Here is a 24,984-nt window from a genome sequence, read left to right as displayed (position 1 = left end):
TGCAGCGTGGCCCCGACATCGGACGTACGGGTCGTCGTCATCGACTGCACCGACACCGGAGCGTCACCACCGACCGCCACGGTTCCGACCTGGATCTGCCGGCTCTTCCGGCGCTCGGCGAGCTTGGTCGGAACGGACGGAATGCCGAGAGAAATCGCAGTCATCTGCAGTGCAACCCCAAGTCGTGGATCATGATCCGGTCCCGTTCAGGCATCGGGCTCCAGGATTCGAGATTACGGCACCGGCGAACGCGCCAGCACATCCCACCCGGAAACCCACTCAATAGGAGGCGGCCCGGAACTCCCCCATGTTCCGGGCCGCCGGGAAACGCCGCGCGACTACGAGATTTTGACCGGGTTAACCACGTCCGCGATCAGGACCAGGATCGTGAAGCAGACGAAGATCCCGGCCACCACGTAAGCCACCGGCATCAGCTTCGCCACGTCGAACGGGCCCGGGTCCGGACGGCGCAGCACCTTCGCCACGTGCCGGCGCAGCGACTCCCACAGGGCGCCCGCGATGTGCCCGCCGTCGAGCGGGAGCAGCGGGAGCATGTTGAACAGGAAGAGGGAGAGGTTGAAGCCGGCGACCAGCATGACGAACATCGCCAGCTGCTGGGTGGGCGGGATGTCGAGGGTGAAGATCTCACCGCCGACGCGGGCCGCGCCGACCACGCCCATCGGGGAGTCGGGCTGGCGGGGGGCGTCGTTGAAGGCGGCGTTCCAGAGGGCGGGGATCTTGCCGGGGAGCGCGGCGATGGAGTCGACGGCCTCGCCGAGGCGGTCGCCCATCCAGGTCACCGATTCGCCGAAGTCCTGGCGTACGACGCCGTTGGCGGCGCTGAAGCCGAGGAAGCCGGCCTTGGTGTAGCCGTTGACGATCTGCCCGTGGGAGTCCTTCTTCGCCACCTGGTTCTCGACGAGGGTCGCCTTCAGGGTGACCTCGTGGCCTCCCCGCTCGACGACGATGGGCACGGTCTTGCCGGGGTTGGCCCGGATCAGGTCGGAGAGCCTGTTCCAGCTGTCCGTCCTGACCCCGTCGAAGGAGACGATCTTGTCACCGGCCTTCAGCCCCGCGGCGGCGGCCGGGGAGACGGGATCGGACTTCTTGCAGGTGTCCCGGTTCTGCGTCTGGGAGATCACGCACTTGGAGACCGAGCTGACGGTGGTGGTCTGCTGTGTGATGCCGAAGCCCATCAGCACCGTGAGGAACAGCACCACCGCGAGGACCAGGTTCATGAAGGGGCCCGCGAACATCACGATGACCCGCTTCCACGGGGCGCGCGTGTAGAACAGGCGGGTCTCGTCGCCCGGCTGGAGCTCCTCGTAGGCGGCCGAGCGGGCGTCCTCGATCATGCCGCGCCACGGCGAGGTGGAGCGCGCGGTGATCCGGCCGTCGTCGCCGGGCGGGAACATGCCGATCATGCGGATGTAGCCGCCCATGGGGATCGCCTTGAACCCGTACTCCGTCTCGCCCTTCTTGCGCGACCAGACGGTGGGGCCGAAGCCGACCATGTACTGCGGCACGCGGATGCCGAAGAGCTTGGCGGTGGAGAGGTGTCCCAGCTCGTGCCAGGCGATGGAGACCAGCAGCCCGAGCGCGAAGACGCCTATGCCGAGGATGAACATCAGGGTCGTCATGCACGCGCCTCCGCGGTCGCCGTCTGCGCTGTCAGTTCCCGGGCCCGGGCCCGTGCCCAGGTCTCCGCCTCGAGGACGTCCGACACCGTGAGCGAGGTTCCCGTCCTGGGGGTGCCGTGCTCCTCCACCACCCGGGTGACGGTCTCCATGATCCCGTTGAACGGCAGCGCGCCCGTACGGAACGCCTCCACGCACTCCTCGTTGGCGGCATTGAACACCGCCGGGGCCGTGCCCGCGAGCTCTCCCACACGGCGCGCCAGGTTCACCGAGGGGAAGGCGTCGTTGTCGAGCGGGAAGAATTCCCAGGTGGAAGCCTTGCTCCAGTCGAAGGCGGGCGCCGCGTCGGGCACCCGTTCGGGCCAGCCGAGGCCGATGGCGATCGGCCCGCGCATGTCCGGGGGCGTCGCCTGGGCCAGTGTCGATCCGTCCGTGAACTCAACCATCGAGTGGACATACGACTGGGGATGCACGACCACCTCAATGCGGTCGAAGGGAATGTCGTAGAGGAGGTGCGCCTCGATGACCTCCAGACCCTTGTTCACCAGTGTCGCGGAGTTGATCGTGATCACCGGGCCCATGGCCCAGGTGGGGTGCGCGAGGGCGTCCTCGACCGTGACGTCGGCCAGCTGCTCCTTGGTGCGGCCGCGGAAGGGGCCGCCGGAGGCGGTGACGACCAGCTTGCGCACATCGGCCCTCCTCCCGGCGGCCAGGGCCTGGAAGAGCGCGGCGTGCTCGGAGTCGACCGGGATGATCTGGCCGGGCTTGGCGAGCGCCTTGACCAGCGGGCCGCCGACGATGAGCGACTCCTTGTTGGCGAGCGCGAGGGTGCGGCCCGCTTCCAGGGCGGCGAGGGTGGGCGCCAGGCCGATGGAGCCGGTGATGCCGTTCAGCACGGTGTGGCAGTCGGATGCGGCGACGTGGGTGGCGGCGTCGGGTCCGGCGACGATCTCGGGGAGCGGCTCCCCGTCCCCGTACCGGGCGCCGAGCGCCTCGCGCAGTGCCGGTACGACTTCCTCGCGGGCGACCGCGACGGTCCGCACCCGCAGCCGGTGCGCCTGCTCGGCGAGGAGGGTCACCCGGCCGCCGTTCGCGGACACGGCGGTCACCCGGAAGCGGTCGGGGTTGCGCAGCACGAGGTCGATGGCCTGGGTGCCGATCGATCCGGTGGAGCCGAGGATCACCACGTCCTTGGGACCGTCCCCCGCGAGAGGGTCGTAGACGAGGTGCGGGTCGGCGAGGGGCGCCGGACTGGCGGGACTGTCGGTCATCCCTCCATTGTTGCCGCAACCGGCGGCCCGCAGGACAGCGCATCCCTCGGGTGGGTGCCTTATCAGCTCTCATCGCCGGATGGGAGGAATTCGCCGATGTGAAGTCTCGGTGAAGATCGTGTGATAACACTTCTGTCTGGCCGGGCGGCGATACGCAGCCGCCCGGCCGTGGACGACACCCTGGGGGGATTCTCCATGCGCATACGCGCCGCTCTGCCCGCGCTCGCGGGCGCCGCCGTGCTCACCGGCACCCTGCTCAGCACGCCCGCCGAAGCCGCCGGCGGGGTGAGCATCTACCACGTCTGGTTCGACAGCCCCGGCTCGGACAACCGCTCCAACGCCAGCCTGAACGCCGAGTGGGTGCAGATCAAGAACACCAGCGGTTCGGCGGTCTCCCTCAAGGGCTGGATCCTCAAGGACGCCTCGAACCACAAGTACGTGTTCCCGAACGTCAAGATCGGCGCGGGCAAGACCATGAAGGTCCACACCGGCCAGGGCTCGGACACCGCGTCGAACAAGTACCAGGACCGCCGTGCCTACGTCTGGAACAACACCAGCGACACGGCCACGCTGACCAAGGCGAGCGGCACCAAGGTCGACTCCTGCTCCTGGACGACGCGGGACCCGAGCGACAAGTACTGCTGACCGTCGGGTACGGCTGCCCGTCCCGTCCGGCGGGCTACCGCACCGGACGGTGCACGTTCTCCCGCCGGGACGGTCCGGGGGTCGCGTCGGCGATCCACGGGCCGTCCCCGGACGGGTCGATGACTCCTTGCTCCAGCCACTCGTAGGCGCCGCCGAGGACACCCTTGACCACCTTGCGGTCGATGTCGTCGGTGTTGTTCCAGAGCCGGCCGAAGAGTTCCTCGACCCGGATGCGGGACTGGCGGCAGAAGGCGTCGGCGAGCTGGTAGGCCTCGCGGCCGTGGTCGCCCTGGCCGCGCAGCAGCTCGGCCCGGACGCAGGCGGCGCTCATCGCGAACAGCTCGGCGCCGATGTCCACGATCCGGCCCAGGAAGCCCTGTTTGGTCTCCATCCGGCCCTGCCAGCGGGACATGGCGTAGAAGGTGGACCGGGCGAGCTTGCGGGCGTGCCGCTCGACGAAGCGCAGATGGCCGGAGAGGTCCACCTCGTGCTTGAACTCGCTGTACGAGGAGGGCAGCTGCCCCGGGCCCGCGACCAGCTTCGGCAGCCACTTGGCGTAGAAGACCCCGGCGTTCGCGCCCGCCTTCGCCTTGTCGGAGAGGGTCTTGTCGGGGTCGATGAGGTCACCGGCGACCGACAGGTGGGCGTCGACGGCCTCGCGGGCGATCAGCAGGTGCATGATCTCGGTGGAGCCCTCGAAGATCCGGTTGATGCGCAGGTCGCGCAGGATCTGCTCGGCGGGTACGGCGCGCTCGCCGCGGGCCGCGAGCGACGCGGCCGTCTCGAAACCGCGGCCGCCGCGGATCTGGACCAGTTCGTCGGCCATCAGCCAGGCCATCTCGGAGCCGTACAGCTTGGCGAGGGCGGCCTCGATACGGATGTCGTTGCGGTTCTCGTCGGCCATCTGGCTGGACAGGTCCAGCACGGCCTCCAGTGCGAAGGTGGTTGCCGCGATGAAGCTGATCTTGGAGCCGACCGCCTCGTGCAGCGCGACCGGCTTGCCCCACTGCTCGCGGGCCGCCGACCACTCGCGGGCGATCTTCAGGCACCACTTGCCCGCGCCGGCGCACATCGCGGGCAGTGACAGACGGCCGGTGTTGAGGGTGGTCAGGGCGATCTTCAGGCCCGACCCCTCCTCGCCGATGCGGTTGGCGGCCGGGACACGCACCTGGTGGAAGCGGGTGACGCCGTTCTCGATGCCGCGCAGGCCCATGAAGGCGTTGCGGTTCTCGACCGTGACGCCCTCCGAGGCGGCCTCGACCACGAACGCGGTGATACCGCCCTTGTGTCCCTCGGACTTCGGCACGCGGGCCATGACGACGAGCAGGTCGGCGATGACCCCGTTGGTGGTCCAGAGTTTCACGCCGTCGAGCACGTAGTCGTCCCCGTCGGGGACGGCCGTGGTGGCCAGCCGGGCGGGGTCGGAGCCGACGTCCGGCTCGGTGAGGAGGAAGGCGGAGATGTCGGTGCGGGCGCAGCGGGGCAGGAAGGTGTCCTTCTGCTCCTGGGTGCCGAACAGCTTCAGGGGTTGCGGTACGCCGATCGACTGGTGGGCCGACAGCAGCGCGCCGATCGCCGGGTTGGCGGAGCCGGCCAGGGCGAGGGCCTTGTTGTAGTAGACCTGGGTCAGGCCCAGGCCGCCGTACTTGGTGTCGATCTTCATGCCGAACGCGCCGAGCTCCTTGAGCCCGTCGATGACCTCGTCCGGGATCTGCGCGTCGCGCTCGATCCGGGCGCCGTCGATCTTCGTCTCGCAGAAGTCGCGCAGTTTGGCGAGGAACTCCTCGCCACGTTGGGCGTCCTCGTCGGCGGGGAGGGGGTGCGGGTGGATGAGGTCGAGCCGGAAGCGGCCGAGGAACAGCTCCTTGGCGAAGCTGGGCTTGCGCCAGTCCTGTTCCCGGGCGGCCTCCGCCACCTGGCGGGCCTCGCGTTCGGTGACGGTGGGTTTCTTGGTGGTGGGGGCGGACATGAGGCTCACCTCGCCGCGAAGAGGGATGATTGCGGACCGTTCGTTACCGACCAGTGCTACTGGATCGTTGGTACCCGAAACGGGCCGTCCCCACCAGTCCTGGCGCGTCCGTTCGGCCCATACCCGTGCCGCGCGGCTCCGCCGGTTCGACGAGTTGGGCCGGCCCCCGCGGGAGGGGTGCAGGGCGTACGTCTCCTCGCCCCCGCCGCCCCTACCCTTCCCGACCCCCAGGGGCTCCGCCCCTTCAACCCCACCGGGGGCACGCCCCCGAGCCCCCGCGGGGCTCCGCCCCTGCACCCCGTCGATGCTGCCGCACCCCGGACCTACGCGAGGCTCCGCCCCCTGCACCCCACCGGAGCCACCACACCCCGGACTCCCGCAGGTCTCCGCTCCTACAACCCCACCAGCCCCCCGAGGCCGAGCCCCCGCACCCCACCGGGGTGTGGTCCGCGGGGTTGCATCCGGGGTTCTTGCAGGGGGACGGTGCGTGTACCGCCCCCGGGAGGGGCCGCTCGGACGGAAGGTTGCCGTCACTGCTGCCCGCATGCCTGCCCGCGTCGGGCCACAAATCGGTGTCGAAGCGCTTCGACGGACTATGGACACCCACTCCCGCTGGAGCTACTGTCGATACACCCTCACTCGCCCTTGTCAACCACGCGCACTGTCGAAGCGCTTCACAAAGCTTGGAGAGCTGGATGGTCACCCTCGCCGAGGTCGCCCAGCACGCCGGAGTCTCGGCGAGCACGGTGAGCTATGTCCTCAGCGGCAAGCGGTCCATCTCCGCCACCACCCGGCAGCGGGTCGAGCAGAGCATCCGGGAGCTCGGGTACCACCCGAACGCGGGCGCCCGCGCCCTGGCCAGCAGCAGGTCGAACATCATCGCGCTGATGATCCCGCTGCGCACCGACATGTACGTACCGGTGATGATGGAGATCGCCATCGCGGTGGCGACCACCGCCCGCACCCACGGCTACGACGTCCTGCTGCTCACCGGCGAGGAGGGCCCCGACGCGGTGCGCCGGGTCACCGGCAGCGGGCTGGCCGACGCGATGATCCTGATGGACGTCGAGCTGGACGACGAGCGGCTGCCGCTGCTGCGCCAGACCGACCAGCCCTGCGTCCTCATCGGGCTGCCCGCCGACACCTCCGGCCTGACCTGCGTCGACCTGGACTTCGCGGCGACCGGCGCGCTGTGCGTGGAGCATCTGGCGAAGCTCGGCCACCGTGATGTCGCGGTCATCGGCGAGGCCCCCGCGGTCTACGAACGGCACACCGGTTTCGCCGAGCGCACCCTCGACGGCCTGCGCACCCGCGCCCGGGAGCTGGGCGTGCGGATACTGCACCGCCCGTGCGAGGGCGGGTACGACGCGATGGCCGTCACCCTCGCCCGCATCCTCGACGAGCGCCCGGGCACCACCGGGTTCGTGGTGCAGAACGAGTCCGCCGTCGAGCCGCTGCTCGCCCTGCTGCGCCAGCAGGGCCGGGCGGTGCCCGAGGACGTGTCGGTGGTCGGGATCTGCCCGGAGCAGGTCGCCGTCCAGGCCTCGGTGCGCCTGACGTCGGTCGCCATCCCCGCCCAGGAGATGGGCCGGTACGCCGTGGAGCACCTGGTGGCCAAGCTCGACGGCCGCGGCAGCGACGAAGTCGTGCTGATCGCACCCGAGTTGACCCCCCGGGCCAGCTCCGGCCCGGCGCCGTCCGGTTCCTGATCCACCGGACTTCCCCCACAACGTCCCGCGAGCCCAGGCACCCCCATGCCCGCATGCCCGTCGGCATGCCCGTCCGCATCCCAGGAGCCAGCCCTGTGAACCAGCCTGCCGAAAACCAGCCTGCCGCAGCGCGTCCCAAGGTCAGCCTCGCGCAGTCCTCCCCCACCGTCGGCACGTTCCGCGAGCGGGACGGGGCGCTGGAGTGGAGCGGCCGCCAGGAGACGGTGCGCATCGAGCCCTGGGGCCCGGACGCGGTCCGGGTCCGCGCCCGGCTCGGCGGCCCCGTGCTCGACGCCCTGCCGGGCGCCCTGCTCTCGACGCCACCCGCCGCCGAGAGCACCGTGAAGATCGGGGACGGGGAGGCCCGCCTGACGGTCGGCGCGCTGACCGTGGAGGTCGACGCCGAGGGCCTGATCCGGTTCCTGCGTACGGACGACCTGTCCGAGCTGCTGGCCGAGGAGCGCGCCCACTTCTGGTGGCCGGGCTCCCGCCTGTACACGGCGGTCGGCAACGGCCACCACCGCCTCGAGCAGCGCTTCGCCGCGTACGGGGACGAGAAGCTGTTCGGCCTGGGCCAGCACCAGCACGGCCGCCTCGACCAGAAGGGCCTGGTCCTCGATCTGGTGCAGCGCAACGCCGAGGTCGGCATCCCGGTGCTGGCCTCCAGCCGCGGCTACACGCTGCTGTGGAACAACCCGGCGATCGGCCGGGTGGAGCTGGCGCACAACGGCACCCGCTGGGTGGCGGACTCCGCCCGCCAGATCGACTACTGGATCACCGCGGGCACCCCGGCCGACGGCCAGCGCCGCTACAGCGCGGTGACCGGCCGCACCCCGATGCTGCCCGAGTGGGCGGCGGGCTTCTGGCAGTGCAAGCTGCGCTACCGCACCCAGGGTGAACTCCTCGCCGTGGCACGCGAGTACAAGCGCCGGGGCCTGCCGCTGTCGGCGATCGTCTGCGACTTCTTCCACTGGACCCACCTGGGCGAGTGGAAGTTCGACCCGAAGGAGTGGCCTGACCCGGCGGCGATGGTCCGTGAACTGGAGGAGATGGGCGTCAAACTGGTGGTGTCCGTGTGGCCGTCGGTGTCCCCGCTGTCGGAGAACCACCCGGTGATGGAGCAGCGCGGCTACTTCATCGGCACCCAGTACGGTCCGATGGCGCACGCCGACTGGCCGGACAAGGAGGTCGCCTCCACCGTCCAGGTTGCCTTCTACGACGCCACCAACCCCGAGGCCCGGGAGTTCGTCTGGTCCCGCGTGAAGGAGAACTACCTGGATCCCTACGGCATCACGGCCTTCTGGCTGGACGCCTGCGAGCCCGAGCTGAAGCCGGGCTTCGCGGAGAACCTGCGCTACTGGGCGGGCCCCGGCCTGGAGGTCGGCAACATCTACCCGGCCGAGAACGCCCGCGCCTTCCACGAGGGTCTGCTGGCGTCCGGCGAGGACGAGGTGATCACCCTCAACCGCTCGGCGTGGGCGGGCAGTCAGCGGTACGGCGCCGCCCTGTGGTCCGGTGACATCGGCACCGACTTCCCGACCCTGCGCCGTCAGATCGCGGCCGGTCTCAACACCGCGCTGTCCGGCATCCCCTGGTGGAACACCGACATCGGCGGCTTCCACGGCGGCGACCCTGACGACCCGGCGTACCGCGAGGTCATGGTCCGCTGGTTCCAGTTCGGAGCGCTGTCCCCGCTGATGCGCCTGCACGGGTTCCGCGACCCGGGCATGGAGCTGGGGCCGGAGATGACCGGCGGCCCGAACGAGGTGTGGTCGTACGGGGAGGAGGCCGGCGCGATCCTGGAGCGGTACCTGCGGCTGCGCGAGCGCCTGAAGCCGTACGTCCTGCGGGTCATGAGGGAGGCCCACGAGGAGGGGCTGCCGGTGATGCGGCCGCTGTTCCTGGAGTTCCCGGACGACCGGACGGCCTGGTCGGTGGACGACGCCTACCTCTTCGGCCGGGACCTGCTCGTCGCCCCGGTGCTGACGGCCGGCGCCACCTCCCGCACGACGTACCTCCCGGCGGGCACCCGCTGGACGGACGCGTGGACCGGTGAGTCTTACGACGGCGGTACGACCGTGACGGTCGACGCCCCCCTGGACCGCATCCCGCTGTTCCTGCGGGACGGGGCGACACTGCCCATCGTGGAGCAGGAGCAGGAGCAGGAGCAGACGCAGGAGTAGCGGCCCCGGGCGGAATTGTCTCAACTCCGCTGGGTCGCACGGCGGTTACCGGGGGTAGGTTCGCTGCCCCCGGTCCCACGTGACAGGAGTCCGCCCCCATGTCCTCCGGTCCCCTCGCCCTCGGCCTGGCCAATCTGCTGCTCCGGCCCGGCGCCCGTTCCCGCCGTACGCCCGACCGCGCGTTCGACCGACTGCTGGCCGAGGCCGGGCAGGCGGACGGCGACGAGCAGTTCGTCGACGACTTCCGGTTCCTGCTGCGATGTTGGGCGGACGCCGAGGACCTCACACCGGTGGGCTGGCTGTCCGCTCGGGGACACGTCGGCAGACACCTCGCCGCCCGGGCCCGGATCCGGCGGCTGATCGCCGAGAACCCGGCGATCGAGGAGGAGCCGATCCAACGGCCGGTGTTCGTCGTGGGTCTGCCCCGTACCGCCACCACGCTCACCCACGGCGTGCTGTCGCTCTCGGGCGAACACCGCTGCCCGCTGCTCTGGGAACTGCTCGCGCCCGGCCTGTACCGGGGGCCCGGCGAGCGGGAGCGGGCGATCACGGCGGCACGCCGGCTGGTGGGCTCCATCGACCTGTTCGCGCCGCACTTCCGCGACATCCACCGGCTGCTCCCCGAGGGCCCCGAGGAGTGCACCTTCGCCCTGCCGCACACCGTGATGCCGCTGTCCCAGGCGCGTGTCCCCGGGTATCTGGCCTGGCACGGCGCACGGGACTTCGTGCCCGACTACCGCCACCTCAAGCAGGTCTACCAGGTGCTCCAGTACGGGCGTCCCCGCCGCCGCTGGGTTGTGAAGTCGCCCCTGCACCTGGAGAACCTGGACGCGCTGCGCACGGTCTTCCCGGACGCCACGATCGTGTGGACGCACCGCGACCCGGAGACCGTCGTGGCGTCGTTCTGCAGCCTGGTGGAACACGGCATGGCCGTCAGCACCAGCCCTGTCGACCTGCACTGGATCGGCGCGACCTGGCTGGAGCTGCTGAGCCGCAGCGCGGCCCGCGGCCTCGCCTCCCGTGCCGCCATCCCTCCAGAGGCCCTGGTGGACGTGCCCTACGCATGGCTCGCCGGCGATCCGGCCACGGGCGCCCCCAAGCTCTACGCGGCCGTCGGTGCCTCGTGGACCGACTCCGAGGCGGCCCGGCTGCCCGCGGTCACCGCCCGCCCCAGGAGCGCCCGACCGCACCGGTACGACCTCGCCCGGTACGGTCTGACCCGCGACGACGTCGCGGCGGCCTTCGCGGACTACGACGCCCTCCGGGCGGAGGTCGACCGTGCCTGAGGGATCAGCTGCTGCTGACACTCTCGCTGTTGGTGGTGAAGTTCAGGCCACCGGACGAGGACGTGATCTCGAAGCCGAACTGCAGGTCACCTATGGTGACGTTGCCGAACCAGCCCTTGGTGTCCTTGATCCACTTGAGGATCGGCAGGATGTTGACGGTGCCGGAGGACGAGTTGGACGTCCGGACGAACGAGAAGACGTCGTTGGCCGTGTTGTTGCCCTTGTAGACGTTCCAGGTGGAGCCGCCGAGGGTCACGGTGCCCTGCGAGGTGCCGAGCGGGCCGACGGCTCCGGTCTTGTTGACCCAGAGCATGATCTCGTAGGCGTGGTTGGTGTCCCAGATGTCGTAGGAGGTGTTGTACGAACCGGACGACGGGACGGTGACGTTGTAGCTGCTGGTCAGCGAGGACAGGGAGGTGATCGACTTGTTGATCACCTTCTTGGCGTTCGGGTAGGACTTGATGCCGCCCGTGTTCGGGTGGTTGGCCCAGACGCCCCAGTTGGTGCCGGAGTTGGCCCAGATGCACTGGCTGCCCGCACCCGAACCCCAGATGTCGTTGTAGAGCGTGTAGCCGTTCAGGCTGGTGTTGCCGTACTGCTCGCAGGAGTTCCAGACGGCGGCCGAGGCGGGGGCGGAGGCGAGGCCGACGGTGGCGCCGAGGGCGAGGACGGGGGCCAGCAGGGCCTTGGCGGCCCTGCTCAGCGTGCGTGTTGCCATGGTGTCCCTTCCATGGGTGGGGGGAGGTTGGTTACCGCGCCCCCAGGGTGAGGACGCGGTCTTCTCCGGCGACCAGGTCGAGCGGCCGAGCGCTGGAGGAAGTCCTGAGTTCGATGCGGTGGGTGCGGGTGGGGCGCACCACCGCGGTGGCCGTTTCGCGGTTCCATGTGAGGTCGAGCTCGGCTCCGAACCGTGTGCGGACGCCCCGGAGTTCTCCCTCGGGACAGGCCGCCGGGAGCGCGGGAAGCAGGACGAGCCGGTCGGGGGTCGACTGCACGAGCATCTCGATCAGTACGGCGGGCAGGGTGTGTGCGGCGTCCGCGTTGTAGACGTGGCGGTTCGGGTAGTGCGCGCTCATCAGGGAGGCGTGGAAGAAGTCGCCCTCCAGCACGGCGGCGAGCGCGCGGGCGACGCGTTCGCCGTCGCGGAGCCGGGCCGCGATCAGGGCGTGGTGGAGATGGCCGTGGGCGGAGTCGTTCTCGGCGCCGCGCAGTTCGAGGGCGCGGTGGGCGGCGTCCGCCAGCCGCGGGGTGTCGTAGGGGGTGATCTCGTCGAGGGGCCAGACGCCGTAGAGGTGGCTGAGGTGGCGGTGGTCGTAGCTGTCGTCCAGGCCCGGCCAGGCCCATTCGGCGAGGGCGCCGTCGGTGTTGATCCGGTGGGGCGGGAGACGTTCGGCGAGGGCGTGCCAGCGGTCGGCGTCGGGTGATCCCCGGTGGTAGTCGGCCGCCGTCAGCAGGGCGTGCCGGGCCGCCGAGAGGTCCATGGCCGCGTTGATCGCGCCCCAGCTCGCGTTCGCCGGCCGGTTCTCGGGCGAGTAGGAGGGGACGACGACGAGCCGGCCGTCGTCGTCGGTGCGGGTGAGGAAGTCCTCGTAGAAGCCGGCGACTTCGGCGAGGACGGCCGCGGTGCGCGGGTCGCGTTCGCCTCGGATCTCGTCGTGGTCGACGAGGGGTTTGAGCAGCCAGTCGGCGCCGGCGGTCCACAGGTGCAGCGGGTACTCGCGGTCGAAGTGGTACGTCAGCCCGGACTCGCCGTCGGTGTGCGCGGGGGCGACGGCACCGCGGGCGCCGAAGACGGCCCTGGCGTTCTCCCGCCAGTCGGGCAGTTGCCGCTGGATGAGGCCGGCCAGCGCTTCCGTCACCTCCGGCAGAGCGGCGGACGGTGCGCAGGCGGTCTGGAGGTTGACGTTGGCGTCGTTGGTGAACGCCCCGGACCAGGCGGTGTCCCAGTCGCCGGTCCACAGTCCGGTGAGCCGGGGCGGGTTCATGCCGGAGGCGGACAGCAGGTGGTAACGGCCGGCCGCGAACAGCCGCTCGAGGAGGGCGGTGCTGCCCGGCCGCCTGAGCAGCTCCGAGCCGGGCAGCGCGCGTTCGGCGGGGTCGGCGGCGAGGTCGAGGGTGACGCGGTCGTAGGCGGTGCGGTGCAGGGGGAGGTGGCGGGCCAGGAGGGCGTCGTAGGTCTGCCCGCCCCACACGTCCCTGAGCTCCTGGGCCTCGGCCGCGGTGTCCGGCTCCCCCGTGTGGCGGTGGACCCGGGTGAGGAGCAGGACCGATGCGGCGCCCGTGACCCGCACGCCGGTCGGGGCGAGGGCCGTCGTGCCGCCCGTGACGGCGACGAGGGCCAGTCCCGTGTAGGCCCGGTCGCTGTCCGGGTAGCGGACGCGCAGGGTGAGCAGGGCGCCCTCGGCGGTGAGGAGGGCGCCGTCGTCGACGACCAGTCCGGCGGGCGCGTTCGGCAGCCGCGGGTCCAGGCTGATGTCGAGGGTGCCGCCGGGCGCCGTGACGCACTGGACGACGAGGTCGTCGGCGCGGGAGACGAAGACACGGCTGGTCCGGTCCGCGTGGACGGCCGTCGTCTCGCCGGTGGTGAAGTCCACGGAGCGCCGGTAACCGGTGCGGTCGTCGGCGTGCTCGTCGGTGGTCCGCAGCCGGGTCTGGAAGGCGGGATGGAAGGGCTGCACCCATAGCAGTGGGCGGCCGTCGGTGAAGTCCTCCGCCGCGGTGAGGTCACCGGCGAGCAACCTGTCCCGCAGGGCGGGGAGTTCCGCGGCGAGCCGGGGCGGGCGGGCGTGTTCGCTCCCGTTGGGGCGGACCAGGGTGTGATGGGTGACGACGACCCGGTCGTCGTCCAGGTCGCCGAACACAAGAGCGCCGTGGTGGCCGTTGCCGCTGAGGAAGCCGTCCTCCCAGCGGGCGGCCGGGAGGGGTTCCCAGGTTCCGTGCACGGGTTCGTGGGTCATGGTCGCAGCACCGCCGTTCCGTAGCGTCCGAGTGTGATCCGGTCGCTGATCGTCCCACCACTGAGCAGGTCGTGGTGGGTGCCGGGCACCTCGACGCTCACCGGGTCACGCCGGTGGTTGAGCAGGAACAGCAACTCGCCGCGCCGCACGGCCTCCACCCCTTCGGGCAGACCGTCGAGGACCGGGCGGACCCCTGCCTCGGCCGTGATCCGGGCGAGCAGGGCGCGCAGCGCCTCTGGCTCCGGCAGCGTGGAGACGTACCAGGCACGGCCCCTGCGCAGTACGGCTGGCAGTCCGTCGAGTTCGCCGCCCTGGTACGGAATCGTCTCTTCGGCGGTGCCGGCGGCCTCGATCTCCTCCGACCACAGCGTTCCGCGGAAGCCCTCGCACTCGACGCTCTCCCCCGCGTCCAGCGGCCACCACTCGTGCAGCGTGCGGATGCCGAACAGTTCGCGCAGCCGGGCGTCCATGCCGCCGGGGCGCACCCGGTCGTCCTCGTCGGCGACCGCGGTGTGGAAGCCGCAGACGAGGGTGCCGCCGCCGCGGACGTAGGCGAGGAGGTTGTCGATGGCCGCGTCGTTGAGGAGGTACAGCTGCGGCAGAGCGACGCACTTGTAGCCGGACAGGTCGTGCTCGGGGTGGGCGAAGTCCGTGGTGAGGCCGGACTCCCACAGGGCGCGGTGCCAGGCGTGCAGGACGGCCGGGTGGTCGACCTCACAGGACGGCCGGCCGTCCTGGGCGACGGCCCACCAGGCGTGCCAGTCGTGCAGGATCGCGACGTCCGCCCGGATGGCGGTGCCGGACACGTACTCGCCGATGCGGGCGAGGTCGGCGCCGAGTCGCTTGACCTCCTGGAAGGTACGGCCCTCCTCCCCCGCGTGGCTGATCATCCCGGAGTGGAACTTCTCCGCGCCCTGCCGGGACTGGCGCCACTGGAAGTAGCAGACGGCGTCCGCGCCCCGGGCGACGGCCTGCAGGGACCAGAGCCGGTTGAGTCCCCTGGGCTTGGGGTGGTTCACGCCCCGCCAGTTGACCGGTCCCGCCGCCTGCTCCATGAGCATCCAGGGGCCGCGGGCCTGCGAGCGGGTCATGTCCTGCACCAGCGCGCCGTGCTGGGCGCCGAGCGGGTCGCGCGGGTCGGGGTAGAGGTCGACGGAGACGACGTCCTCCTCCTCGGCCCAGCGCCAGGCGTCCTGCCCGAACCACAGCGGCATGAAGTTGGTGGTGACCGGGATGTGCGGGCTGTGCCGGCGGACGATGTCCCGCTCGGCGACATAGCACTCCAGGAGCATGTCGGAGGTGAAGCGCCGGAAGTCCAGCACCTGGGCGGGATTCTTCATGTAGTGGGGCTGCCGGGCCGGCAGGACGCCGTCCCAGCTGTCGTAGCCCTGACTCCAGAAGGCCGTGCCCCAGGCGGTGTTGAGCGCGTCGAGCGTGCCGTACTTCTCCCGCAGCCAGCGGCGGAAGGCCGCCGCCGCCTCGTCGCCGTGGTCGATGGTGCAGTACTCGTTGTTGATGTGCCACATCCTGAGGGCCGGGTGGCCGCCGTAGCGGGCGGCCAGGTCCTCGGCGATCGCGGCGGCGTAGCGGCGGTAGGTGGCGCTGGAGTGCGAGAAGTGCTGGCGGCCGCCCCACCACTCGGTGCGGCCGTCCTCGGTGCGGGGCAGGGTGTCGGGGTGCAGCCGGCCCATCCAGGGCGGGGGCGAGGACGTGGGGGTGGCGAGGACGACGCCGATGCCGCTGTCGTGCATCAGGTCCATCAGTGTGTCCAGCCACCCGAACTCCCTTGCTCCCGGGTGCGGTTCGAGCTTCGCCCAGGAGAAGACACCGAGGGTCACGGAGTTGACCCCGGCGTCCTTCATCAGGCGGATGTCCTCGTGCCAGGTCTCCTCCGGCCACTGTTCCGGGTTGTAGTCGCCGCCGAAGAGGATCCGCCCTCCGGTGACGGCACCGAGGTCCGGCATCAGGCCGGCTCCCCGTACTGGATGCCGCGCCCGTTCGTGGCCAGGTAGACGCGGCCGTGGACGCGCGGGTCACCGGTGATGGCGTCGCCGGTGAAGCCCCACTGGTGGGCGTCGTCGTTGATCCGTACCCATGTCTTCGCCTCGTCGTCGGAGCGCAGGACCGCGGTGCTGTCGCCGGTGGCGCCGACCTGGTAGATCGCCGGGTAGCCGGCATCGTCGGCGGCCTTGCCGAACCCGAGGACGTACGAGGCCCGGCAACTGCCGACCTTGGTGAAGGCGGCGCCGCCGTCGGTGGAGCGGTAGAGCCCGTTCCCCTTGGTGCTCAGCCACAGGTCACCGGAGCGTCCGGGCGCGGCGGCCAGCTTGAACTGGCTGTCCCCGGACGGAAGTCCGGCGGCGCCCCTGCTGAACGTAAGGCCGCTGTCGGAGCTGGTGTACACCGTGCCCGTGTCGGTGTCGAACGTGTAGAAGCGCGTCGGGTCGGCTGGGTCGGCGACCGGTGTGGCGCCCTTGGGAAAGGTGGAGATCTCGGCCCAGGTCGCACCGTTGTCCGTCGAGCGCTGCGCCGGGTACTTGGTGCCGTCCCAGTGCACGAAGGTCCACAGCAGCACGCTGCCGTCGGCGTTGACGGCGATCGGTCCCGGAGCGTCCTTGGCGATGGCGGGCTGGGCCGCGAAGGGGGCCCAGGTCTTCCCGCCGTCGTCGGAGAAGGCGCCGTTGCCGTGGTCGCCCCAGCCCGTGCGGACGACGTACGACGGCTTCCGCGCGGCCTGCGCGAGCCCGGTCGCCGTCCCGAACACAGGATTGGTCGCCATGCCGCGCGACGGGGACGCGGTGAGCCGCTCGTGGTACAGCACGCCGATGTCCCCCGACCCGCTGATCAGATGCGCCGTCCCGGTCGGCGGCGAGATCAGCTGGCGCACGGACGTCTCCTCCAGACCGCGGGTCCGCGGCGCCCAGTGCTTCAGGTCGCGGGTGCCGTAGAGGGCGGCGCCGGTGCCGTACACGACGTGCTTCGAGTCGTACGGGTCGACGGCGACCGCCTGGATCCACCAGCCGAACTTCGGCTCGTCCGCGCCGAACGTCAGGAAAGGGGTCTCGGAGACGTCGAGGACGGCCCTGTCCTTGAGGGACTCCCAGGTACGGCCGCCGTCCGTGGTGCGGAACAGGGTGTCCACGGCCGACCAGCGGTTGTTGGTGGAGACCACGACGGTGCCGGCACGGCGGGCGTCGACGGCGACCCCGCCGTAGCCGAAGGTGTCCGCACCCTGGGGCTTCACCGGGGTGACCTCGGTCCACGTGTCTTTGGTGGTGTCCAGCTTGTGCACGCCGCCGTCGGTCTGCCCGTTGGGTCCGGGGGCGTCGGCGTACGTCACGTACAGCTCACGGGCGTGCCGGTCGTACGCGGCCCGGATCGGCACGCCGGCGGACGTGCCGGAGGGCTGTCCGGGGACCGCCTCCCAGGCCGTGCCGTTGGTCGTGCGGTACAGGCTGGCGGTGGTGCCGCCGCCGTCACCCCAGCCGGCGTAGACGGCCCGCCCCGCGGCGACCAGGAAGGTGACGCCCTGCCCGGAGGGGATCGGGGTCGCCGGGAAGCCCCCGGCCGCCGCCCAAGTGGCGCCCCGGTCCGCCGACTTGAGCAGTCCGTCGTGCCGGGTGCCCAGCCACAGGGTGTCGCTGTCGCGTGGGTCGACGAGCAGCCGCTCGCCCGCTCCCCTGCCGTCCTCGTTGGCGCCCAGCTTCACCGACAGGTCGGTGCGGGTCCAGGTGGCACCGCGGTCCTCGGAACGCAGGACGGCGCCGTTGCCCGCCCAGGACTGGGTGTAGGTGCCGAGGGCGAGGTACAGCCGGTCGGGGTGTGCGGGGTCCACCGCCATGGCCTCGACGCCGAGCAGGTTCCAGTCGTCCCAGCCGATGTGGTCGATGAGCGGGATCCAGCGGGAGCGGCGGTCGTCCCAGCGGTAGGCGCCGCCGATGTCGGTACGGGCGTAGGCGAGGCCGCGGACGGTGGGGTGGAAGAGGACGCCGGTGATGAATCCGGTGCCGCCTATCACTGCGTTGCGCCAGCGGTATGCGGGCCGCTTGGCTTCGGCGGCGTGGGCGTGGAGGGGCAGGGCGGTCATCGCTGCGGCGGCTGCCGTTCCGGCCAGTACGGCTCGGCGGCTGAGGGGGGAGGCGGGCATGGCGGGACCTCGTTGTGTTCGTTGGGCGGGTGGATGCTGGGGCGGGGGGGGGACGCGCAGCCCGGCGCTTACGGGGTGCCGCTGCGCCCACCCGTGCAGCCCTGGGGGTCCCCCCAGGCCCTTGAGGCACTGGGGGAGGCACGACTGCCCGCAGCTGAGGCATGCGCGGCAAGCGCAACGCCCAAGGGGCGCGGGGCGGTGTCGATTTGCGGCTCCGCCGCGTGGGCGCGACCAGCCACGACGGCGCTGTGGACAACACCCGGCGCGAACTAGCCCTTCACGGCCCCCGTCAGCATGCCCTTCTTGAAGTGCTTCTGGACGAAGGGCGACAGGACAGCGACAGGCAGCAGCGCCATCACCATGACCGCCATCTGGACGGCCAGCCCCGACAACTGGCCGGTCCTGATGGCCTGGCCGAGACCGACCGGCTGCTGCTGCCGCTGCACGAGCTGGATCATGACGTTCTGCAACGGCATCTTGTCCTGGTCGTTCAGGTAGATCGAGGCGTTGAACCAGGCGCTCCAGTACCCGACGGCGTAGAACAGCGTGATCACCGCGACGACGGCGCGCGACAGCGGCATGACGATCTGCCAGAGGATCCGGAAGTCACCGGCGCCGTCGATGCGCGCGCTGTCGGTGAGTTCCGGCGAGATCCCCATGAAGAAGCCGCGCAGCACCAGGATGTTGAAGACGCTCACCGCGCTCGGCAGGATCAGCGCGAGGTAGTTGTCCGACAGGCCGAGGGACTGCACCAGGAGATAGGTGGGGATGAGCCCGGCGCTGAAGAACATGGTCGCCATCAGCGTCATCAGGATCCAGCGGTGGGCGAGCGAGCCGCTGCGGGACAGGCCGTAGGCGCACAGGACGGACACCGTCATCGAGAACAGCGTGCCGACCAGGGTGACGAGGATGCTGACGACCGTGGCCCGGGTGACCTGACCGCCGCTGAGCAACTCCTTGTAGGCGATGAAGGTGATGCCCTTGGGCACGATCACCAGGCCGCCCGCCTCGTCGATGGTCTTCCGCGAGGAGAGGCTGGTGACAACCACGATCCACAGCGGGAAGAGGACCGCGAGGCAGGCGAACGACAGGGCCAGGCCCTTGCCCGCGAGGCCGGCCTTCGAGGGCTCTTCCTCCCACGCCGGGCGTTCGGGCGCTGCCCACCGGTGCGGCCTGCTCGCCGGTTCGTCGATGACGCTGGTCACTTCTTGTACACCCCCTGCTCGCCCATGAGATGGGCCACCTTGTTCGCGGTGAGGACCAGGCCGATGCTGACCACGCCCTTGATGAGACCGGCGGCGGCCGCGTAGCCGAAGTCCTGGTTGCGCACGCCGTTCCACCACACGAAGGTGTCGAGGATCTCCCCGGCGTCCGGTCCGACGGCGTCGCGTTGCAGCAGGATCTGTTCGAACCCGACGGTCAGGGCGTCACCGACGCGCAGCACGAGGAGCAGGGCGATCACCGGGCGCAGAGCGGGGAGCGTGACGTGCCACATGCGGCGCCAGCGGCTCGCGCCGTCCATCGCGGCGGCTTCGTAGAGGTCCTGGGGGACCGAGGCCAGCGCGGCGAGGAAGACGATGATCCCCCACCCGGCGTCCTTCCACACGGTCTGCGCGGTGACCAGGAAGGGGAAGGTGTGCGGGTCGGTCATGATGTCGAAGCCGTCGTACCCGTGCTGCCGCAGCAACTGGGCGAGCATGCCCGCGCCGCCGAACATCTGCTGGAAGACGGCGATGACCAGCACCCAGGAGAAGAAGTGCGGCAGGTAGAGAACGGCCTGCGCGACGGCCCGCACCCGGGGCCGCACCACGCTGTTGATGAGCAGCGCGAGCAGGATCGGGATCGGGAAGAACAGCACGAGCTGGAGGAAGAACAGCACCAGTGTGTTCCGCACCGCGCTCCAGAAGTCGGGGTCCTGGAAGATCCGCTGGAAGTTGTCCAGGCCGACGAAAGGGCTGTGCAGGATGGAGACGATGCCGTTGTCGCTGATGTAGGGGTCGTAGTCCTGGAAGGCGACCACGTTGCCGAGGATCGGCAGGTAGTTGAAGACCACCAGCAGCAGGACGGCCGGCAGCGTCATGAGGATCAGGACGCGGTCGCGTCGGAACCTGAGCCGGAAGTCCAGCTTGCCCGAGCCGCGTCGCTCCCGGGTGCCGGTGGTGTCGGCGGACGCCACCGGGGTCTTCGCCGGCGTGCTGGCCTCGGCGCTGCTCCGAGGCACCGTGCTGTGGGACACGGTTGTTCTCCTAGCCTCAGAGCCTGGTCAGCTCGCCGCCGAGCCGTTCTCGTCGAGCAGCTTCTTGTACCAGTCGCGCAGCTTGTCCCCGCCCTTCCGCTTCCAGTCGGCGATGGCCTGCTGCATGTCGCTGATCTTCTTGTGGCCGCGGACGATGTCGTCCTCGAGCTGCTCGAAGTTGTCGGCGAGGTTGGTGTAGCGGGAGGGCTCGGTGACCTGCAGGCCCCAGAAGGACGACTTCTTGGTGAAGGAGCCGACCCGCTGCTGCCACTCCACCATTCCCTTGGTGTAGTCCGGGAGGTCGGGGTGCGCGATGGTCGATTGGTTGAGACTCGCGACCATCGTGAAGGCGTTGACGACCTCGTTGTTGCCCTTGTCGTTCTTGACGGGCAGACCGTCCTTGAGCGTGTAGTGCGTGCCCTCGACGCCGTAGTTGGTCATCATCCACTCCTTGGTGCCGTACGGCGCCGAGGTGACGTTGGCGACCGCCAGCACGTCGCGGATGACGGACTCGGAGGCCTTCTTGCTGACGAAGGTGAAGATCGAGGCCGGGTTCGCGGCCCAGAACGTCGGGTCACCGCCGTCGTGGGCCCACAGGTCCATGCCCCAGACCTTGAAGTCGGGGTTCTGTGTCATCTGGGCGGCCTGTCGCCCGTACCAGTTGGAGATGTCGTCGTTCCAGATCAGGAACTCGCCGGCGGTGAACTTCGGGGTGGGGTCGCCGATCTGGCTCTTGCCCAGCCTGAACTGGGGGTGGACGTAGCCGGCGGCCATCAGCTTGCGTGTCCACTCCAGCGCTTCCAGGTACTCCGGGGTCTCGATGCGGTTGATCATCTTGCCGTCGACCACGGTCCAGCCGAGCGACTTCTCCCCACCGCTGATCACGCCGAAGGTGTTGAACGCGGTCCACTTCATGTCGCCGCAGGCCCACCGCTTGGACTTGGGACTGGTGATCTCCTTGCACAGGGCCGTGAACTCGTCGGCTGACTTCGGGACCTTGTACCCCTCCTTGTCGAAGATGTCCTGGCGGTAGAGAGGCACGATGTTCTGGACGTACGGGGCGGGCATCGGCAGGCCCAGCAGCTTGCCGCCGAAGATGGAGCGCTGCCAGGCGGCGCTGGGGAAAGCCGCGAGGTTCGCGTACTCCTTGACCTTGTCCCCCGACAGGTAGGGGCCGAGGTCGGCGAACTTGCCGATGATGGCGCTGGGTATCCGGCCGGTCATGTTCCAGCCGGGGATCACCACCACGTCCGGGATGTCACTGGAGGCGAGGACCGCCCCGAGCTTCTGGTCGTAGGTGTTGCCGTCCTGGTTCCGCCACTGGACGTCGACGCCGGTCAGGTCGTTCATCGCCGCGTAGTAGGCGTTGTTCTGCTTGGGCGGCGAGCCCCAGAACGGCGCCATGACGGTGACCTTGCCGCCCTTGCCGAGCTTCTTCGGCACCGAGGTCTTGAGGGTGTCGACATCGAGCTTGGCGGTGAAGCCCATCGCCGAGCCGTTCTTGGACGGGATGTCCGGCTGCACCGCGCTGCTGGCGACGTAGGCGGGCAGGATCTTCTTCGCGGCCTTGCCCGACGTGGTCCCGTCCCGCGACCCGCTGTCCGACCCGCCGCAGGCGGCCAGCAACGGCATCCCTCCGGTCACCGCTGCGGCGGCGACCGCCGTGGAGGCGAGGAAGCTTCTCCGGTTGGGTCCGGAGGAGGCGGAGGCGGCGTTCGGCGTCATTGCGTCAACCCTTCATGGCGCACCAGGACACCCGGCGGGAGGCCGTCGGCTGCGGTGTCTCGAGTGGAACTGGCTGAGCTGAAGCGGCTCGCGGCGGTTCAGCGTTCGTCGAAGCGCTTCGATGTTGCTGCGAGGTTAAGTGAAGCCCTGAGGGCGCACAAGGGTCGTCTCCAAGATTCCTGCGGGTGCGAACGGAACCTCTGAGCCTCGTGCCCGCTCTGAAATATCGGTGCGGAATCCGACTTGTTGTGCCGAGGTGTCTTGACACCTCCGGGGTTGTCGAATGAGCATCGAAGCGCTTCGAAAGCGCCTCGTCGCTCCATCGCAAGGGGACCTGCCCGTGACCGACCGCCTCCCATCCGCGCCGCCTTTCCGCGATCCGCAACTGCCGTTCGCGAAGCGCATCGACGACCTGCTGGCACGGCTCACGCTGGACGAGAAGATCGCGTTCCTGCACCAGTTCGTGCCCGCCGTGGAGCGGCTCGGCATCGACGCGTTCCGCACCGGCCAGGAGGCGCTGCACGGCGTGGCCTGGATGGGCCCGGCGACGGTGTTCCCGCAGGCGGTCGGCCTGGGCGCGACCTGGAACCCGGACCTGGTCCGCCGGGTCGGCGAGGCGGTGTCCAAGGAGGTCCGGGCGATGCGCGCCCGCGACGAGCGGGTCGGCCTCAACGTGTGGTCCCCGACCGTCAACCTGCTGCGCCATCCGCTGTGGGGCCGTAACGAGGAGGGCTACTCGGAGGATCCGAAGCTGACCTCGGCGATCGCCACGGCGTACACGCACGGCCTGCGCGGAGACCATCCGACGTACTGGCGCACCGCACCGGTCCTCAAGCACTGGCTGGCACACAACAACGAGACCGACCGGGCCACCTCCTCGGCCTCCGTCCGTCCGCGCGTGCTGCACGAGTACGACCTTCGGGCCTTCAAGGAGACGGTGGAAGCGGGTGCGGTGGCCGGGGTGATGCCCGCCTACAACCTGGTCAACGGGCGCCCCAACCACGTCTCCCCGTATCTGCGCGAGCACCTGCGCGCCTGGACCGACGAGGATCTCCTGGTCTGCTCGGACGCGGGCGCGCCGTCCAACCTGGTCGACTTCGAGCACTACTTCGACACCCACGAGGAGGCCACCGCGGCCGCCCTGCTGGCCGGCGTCGACAGCTTCACCGACCACGGCACGGACAGCTCTCAGATCGTCGCCCGGGTGCGCGGGGCCCTCGACCGGGGCCTGCTGACCGAGTCGGACGTCGACACCGCCGTCCGCCGCCAACTGTCGGTGCGTTTCCGGCTCGGCGAGTTCGACCCGCACTACGATCCCCACCTGAGCACCGGCGAGTTCGACACCCCGGGACACCGGGCGCTCGCCCAGGAGGCGGCCGAGCAGGCGGTGGTGCTGCTCAAGAACGACGACGACCTGCTGCCCCTCGCCCCGGACACCCGTATCGCCGTCGTCGGCCTGCTCGCCGACGAGTGCAAGCTCGACTGGTACAGCGGCACCCTCCTGCACCGGTCCACTCCGCTGGAAGGCCTGTACGAGCGGTTCGGCGCGCAGCGGGTGGAGTTCGCGGAGGGGGTGGACCGGGTCCTGCTGAAGACCGCCGCCGGCACGTTCCTGCACGCGGCGCCCGCCCCCGAGGCCCCCGACGAGGTCCGTGGCGCCGAGGGGGCGCTGGACCCGGCCCTGCTCGCCGGCCGCACCGATCTCCCCCCGCTCACCACCGACGCCAGAGGCACCGAGTTCGCGCTCGTCGACTGGGGCGAGGGCGTCCTCACCCTCCGCGCCCCCGACGGCCGCTATCTGTCGGTCGCCGACGACGGCTACCTCCGCGCCTCCGCCGACCAGCCGGGCGGCTGGGTCGTCCAGGAGACGTTCCGCCTCGAACCCCACCCGAACGGTCACCTCCTGAAACACCTCGGTACGGGTCGCCACGTCTGTGTGGCCGCCGACGGCGTGAAGGTTGCCGCGGAGGACGGGGAAGGAGGGGAGGACGGCGAGGTCTTCGAGGTCGTGTTCGCCGAGCGGGGCGAGGACGCGGTGACCCGGGTGGCCGCGGAGGCCGACGTGGTCGTGGTGGTGGCGGGCAACGACCCGCACATCAACGGCCGTGAGACCGAGGACCGTACGACCCTCGCCCTGCCCACCCACCAGGAGCGGCTGGTGCGCGCGGCGCGGGCCGCGAACCCGAACACGGTGCTGGTGCTGGTCTCGGCGTACCCCTACGCCGTGGACGTCGCCCGGCTGCCCGCCGTGCTGTGGACCGCGCACGGCGGTCAGGCGGCGGGCACCGCCCTGGCCCGGGTGCTGGCCGGCGACGTCGCTCCCGCGGGCCGTCTGCCGCAGACCTGGTACGCGTCCGACGCCGAACTGCCCGACCTGCTCGACTACGACGTCATCGGGGCCCGCCAGACGTACCTCTACTACGAGGGCACGCCCCTCTTCCCCTTCGGCCACGGCCTGTCGTACGCGTCCTTCTCCTACGCCGACCTGGCGGTCCGGGTGGCGGACGACACGGTGCACGTGTCCTTCACGGTCACCAACACCGGCACCGTCGAGGCGGACGAGGTCGCCCAGGTCTACACGCGCGCGGTCGACCCGTCGGCCGTCCGGCCACGCCGTGAACTGGCCGCCCACCGCCGCGTCACGCTCGCCCCGGGCACCCGGACGGAATTGAGCTTCGAAGTCCCGTTGTCCGCCTTCGAGTTCTGGGACGTGACACGGGGTCAGTGGCTGATGGAGGAGGGACCGTACGACCTCCTCGTCGGCGCTTCCAGCGAGGACGTCCGGCTGCGCACGACCGTCCACCTCGACGGCGATGCCGCCGCGCCGCGCCCGGTCCTGCGGCACGGCCTGGAAGCGGCCGACTTCGACGAGCAGTCCCGCGTCGCTCTCGTGGACCGTACGAAGGTGTCGGGTGAAGCGGTGACACCCTCGAACGGCGGCGACGGCGGCACCGGTGAACTCGTCTACCGGGACTGCGACTTCGGTGACGGCGTGACGGAGGTGAGCGTGGAGGTGGCCGGTGAGGGCGAGGTCGAGCTGTCCCTGGACGGCGGTCCGGTGCTGGCGGTCCTGACGCCGGCGGAGCCCACGGCCGGCCCGTACGACTACACCTCGCTCGACGCCGGCATCGTCGCCGAGGGCGTGCACGACGTGCACCTCAGACTGCGCGGCCCGCTGCGGCTCGCGCGCGTCGGCTTCTCCGGTTGAGGGTCCGGACG

The 24,984-nt window shown here is 70.6% G+C and carries 16 protein-coding genes; 5 read left to right on the top strand and 11 right to left on the bottom strand.

From position 1 onward, the window contains the following. The 3 genes from ACFYZQ_RS33490 to dxr all read right to left on the bottom strand — a co-directional run. A partial coding sequence (locus ACFYZQ_RS33490; RefSeq protein ID WP_389156054.1) for a flavodoxin-dependent (E)-4-hydroxy-3-methylbut-2-enyl-diphosphate synthase occupies positions 1-164 on the bottom strand: 164 nt, incomplete at its 3' end. Between the two features lie 174 nt (positions 165-338). Further along, positions 339-1,628, bottom strand: a complete 1,290-nt coding sequence (locus ACFYZQ_RS33485; protein WP_389156051.1) for a M50 family metallopeptidase — start codon at positions 1,626-1,628, stop codon at positions 339-341. An 8-nt stretch (positions 1,629-1,636) separates the two neighbouring features. Further along, entirely contained in the window at positions 1,637-2,908 is a 1,272-nt protein-coding gene (dxr, locus tag ACFYZQ_RS33480; RefSeq protein ID WP_389156033.1) for a 1-deoxy-D-xylulose-5-phosphate reductoisomerase, read from the bottom strand. A gap of 195 nt (positions 2,909-3,103) precedes the next feature. On the opposite strand from dxr, the gene ACFYZQ_RS33475 reads away from it, so the two are divergent. Beyond that, on the top strand, positions 3,104-3,553 hold the full coding sequence (locus ACFYZQ_RS33475) for a lamin tail domain-containing protein (protein ID WP_389156048.1): 450 nt from the start codon (positions 3,104-3,106) through the stop codon (positions 3,551-3,553). A gap of 34 nt (positions 3,554-3,587) precedes the next feature. On the opposite strand, the gene ACFYZQ_RS33470 is transcribed toward ACFYZQ_RS33475, so the two are convergent. After that, positions 3,588-5,522, bottom strand: coding sequence for an acyl-CoA dehydrogenase family protein (locus ACFYZQ_RS33470; protein WP_389156030.1), 1,935 nt, complete (start codon positions 5,520-5,522; stop codon positions 3,588-3,590). Between the two features lie 695 nt (positions 5,523-6,217). Here ACFYZQ_RS33470 and ACFYZQ_RS33465 point away from each other — a divergent pair. The 3 genes from ACFYZQ_RS33465 (at position 6,218) to ACFYZQ_RS33455 (ending at position 10,700) form a co-directional block, all read left to right on the top strand. Next, complete coding sequence (locus ACFYZQ_RS33465) at positions 6,218-7,231, top strand: LacI family DNA-binding transcriptional regulator (RefSeq protein ID WP_389156028.1); 1,014 nt, start codon at positions 6,218-6,220, stop codon at positions 7,229-7,231. Between the two features lie 95 nt (positions 7,232-7,326). Next, on the top strand, positions 7,327-9,414 hold the full coding sequence (locus ACFYZQ_RS33460) for a TIM-barrel domain-containing protein (protein ID WP_389156025.1): 2,088 nt from the start codon (positions 7,327-7,329) through the stop codon (positions 9,412-9,414). A 98-nt stretch (positions 9,415-9,512) separates the two neighbouring features. Continuing rightward, a complete protein-coding gene (locus tag ACFYZQ_RS33455; protein ID WP_389156022.1) occupies positions 9,513-10,700 on the top strand; it encodes a sulfotransferase family protein in 1,188 nt (395 codons plus the stop codon). A gap of 4 nt (positions 10,701-10,704) precedes the next feature. On the opposite strand, the gene ACFYZQ_RS33450 is transcribed toward ACFYZQ_RS33455, so the two are convergent. From ACFYZQ_RS33450 to ACFYZQ_RS33420, 7 genes are all read right to left on the bottom strand, one after another. Continuing rightward, the gene (locus ACFYZQ_RS33450; RefSeq protein WP_389156020.1) at positions 10,705-11,418 is read right to left on the bottom strand and encodes a hypothetical protein; all 714 of its coding nucleotides are present in this window, start codon (positions 11,416-11,418) and stop codon (positions 10,705-10,707) included. Positions 11,419-11,449: 31 nt separating this feature from the next. Beyond that, on the bottom strand, positions 11,450-13,657 hold the full coding sequence (locus ACFYZQ_RS33445) for a glycoside hydrolase N-terminal domain-containing protein (RefSeq protein ID WP_389156017.1): 2,208 nt from the start codon (positions 13,655-13,657) through the stop codon (positions 11,450-11,452). Then, positions 13,654-15,621, bottom strand: a complete 1,968-nt coding sequence (locus tag ACFYZQ_RS33440) for a beta-galactosidase (RefSeq protein WP_389156015.1) — start codon at positions 15,619-15,621, stop codon at positions 13,654-13,656. Before ACFYZQ_RS33440 ends, ACFYZQ_RS33445 begins: the two co-directional genes overlap by 4 nt. Continuing rightward, a complete protein-coding gene (locus ACFYZQ_RS33435) occupies positions 15,621-17,804 on the bottom strand; it encodes a 1,4-beta-glucanase (protein ID WP_389156012.1) in 2,184 nt (727 codons plus the stop codon). The genes ACFYZQ_RS33440 and ACFYZQ_RS33435 overlap by 1 nt, the downstream gene beginning before the upstream one ends. Before the next feature lie 269 nt (positions 17,805-18,073). After that, on the bottom strand, positions 18,074-19,009 hold the full coding sequence (locus ACFYZQ_RS33430; protein WP_389156009.1) for a carbohydrate ABC transporter permease: 936 nt from the start codon (positions 19,007-19,009) through the stop codon (positions 18,074-18,076). After that, positions 19,006-20,040: an ABC transporter permease gene (locus tag ACFYZQ_RS33425; protein WP_389156006.1), complete on the bottom strand. Its 1,035-nt coding sequence runs from the start codon at positions 20,038-20,040 to the stop codon at positions 19,006-19,008. Before ACFYZQ_RS33425 ends, ACFYZQ_RS33430 begins: the two co-directional genes overlap by 4 nt. Positions 20,041-20,067: 27 nt before the next feature. Beyond that, positions 20,068-21,765, bottom strand: coding sequence for an extracellular solute-binding protein (locus tag ACFYZQ_RS33420; RefSeq protein WP_389156003.1), 1,698 nt, complete (start codon positions 21,763-21,765; stop codon positions 20,068-20,070). A gap of 283 nt (positions 21,766-22,048) precedes the next feature. Between ACFYZQ_RS33420 and ACFYZQ_RS33415 the strand changes: the two genes are divergently transcribed. After that, positions 22,049-24,973 carry a glycoside hydrolase family 3 C-terminal domain-containing protein gene (locus tag ACFYZQ_RS33415; protein ID WP_389156001.1) on the top strand — a complete coding sequence of 975 codons (2,925 nt, stop codon included), beginning with the start codon at positions 22,049-22,051 and terminating at the stop codon, positions 24,971-24,973. The last annotated feature ends 11 nt before the right edge of the window (positions 24,974-24,984 follow it).

Origin of the sequence: Streptomyces sp. NPDC001843, assembly GCF_042891955.1 — a bacterium.
In the GTDB taxonomy this organism is placed as follows: Bacteria; Actinomycetota; Actinomycetes; order Streptomycetales; family Streptomycetaceae; genus Streptomyces.
The sequence above is the reverse complement of the archived record's forward strand: the minus strand, read 5'-3'. Positions and strand labels throughout refer to the sequence as shown.

Excerpts from the sequence above, each read along its gene's own strand:
- ACFYZQ_RS33485 (WP_389156051.1), bottom strand. The coding sequence starts at position 1,628 with ATGTTCATCCTCGGCATAGGCGTCTTCGCGCTCGGGCTGCTGGTCTCC.
- dxr (WP_389156033.1), bottom strand. The coding sequence starts at position 2,908 with ATGACCGACAGTCCCGCCAGTCCGGCGCCCCTCGCCGACCCGCACCTC.
- ACFYZQ_RS33475 (WP_389156048.1), top strand. The coding sequence starts at position 3,104 with ATGCGCATACGCGCCGCTCTGCCCGCGCTCGCGGGCGCCGCCGTGCTC.
- ACFYZQ_RS33470 (WP_389156030.1), bottom strand. The coding sequence starts at position 5,522 with ATGTCCGCCCCCACCACCAAGAAACCCACCGTCACCGAACGCGAGGCC.
- ACFYZQ_RS33465 (WP_389156028.1), top strand. The coding sequence starts at position 6,218 with ATGGTCACCCTCGCCGAGGTCGCCCAGCACGCCGGAGTCTCGGCGAGC.
- ACFYZQ_RS33455 (WP_389156022.1), top strand. The coding sequence starts at position 9,513 with ATGTCCTCCGGTCCCCTCGCCCTCGGCCTGGCCAATCTGCTGCTCCGG.
- ACFYZQ_RS33450 (WP_389156020.1), bottom strand. The coding sequence starts at position 11,418 with ATGGCAACACGCACGCTGAGCAGGGCCGCCAAGGCCCTGCTGGCCCCC.
- ACFYZQ_RS33445 (WP_389156017.1), bottom strand. The coding sequence starts at position 13,657 with ATGACCCACGAACCCGTGCACGGAACCTGGGAACCCCTCCCGGCCGCC.
- ACFYZQ_RS33440 (WP_389156015.1), bottom strand. The coding sequence starts at position 15,621 with ATGCCGGACCTCGGTGCCGTCACCGGAGGGCGGATCCTCTTCGGCGGC.
- ACFYZQ_RS33435 (WP_389156012.1), bottom strand. The coding sequence starts at position 17,804 with ATGCCCGCCTCCCCCCTCAGCCGCCGAGCCGTACTGGCCGGAACGGCA.
- ACFYZQ_RS33420 (WP_389156003.1), bottom strand. The coding sequence starts at position 21,765 with ATGACGCCGAACGCCGCCTCCGCCTCCTCCGGACCCAACCGGAGAAGC.
- ACFYZQ_RS33415 (WP_389156001.1), top strand. The coding sequence starts at position 22,049 with ATGAGCATCGAAGCGCTTCGAAAGCGCCTCGTCGCTCCATCGCAAGGG.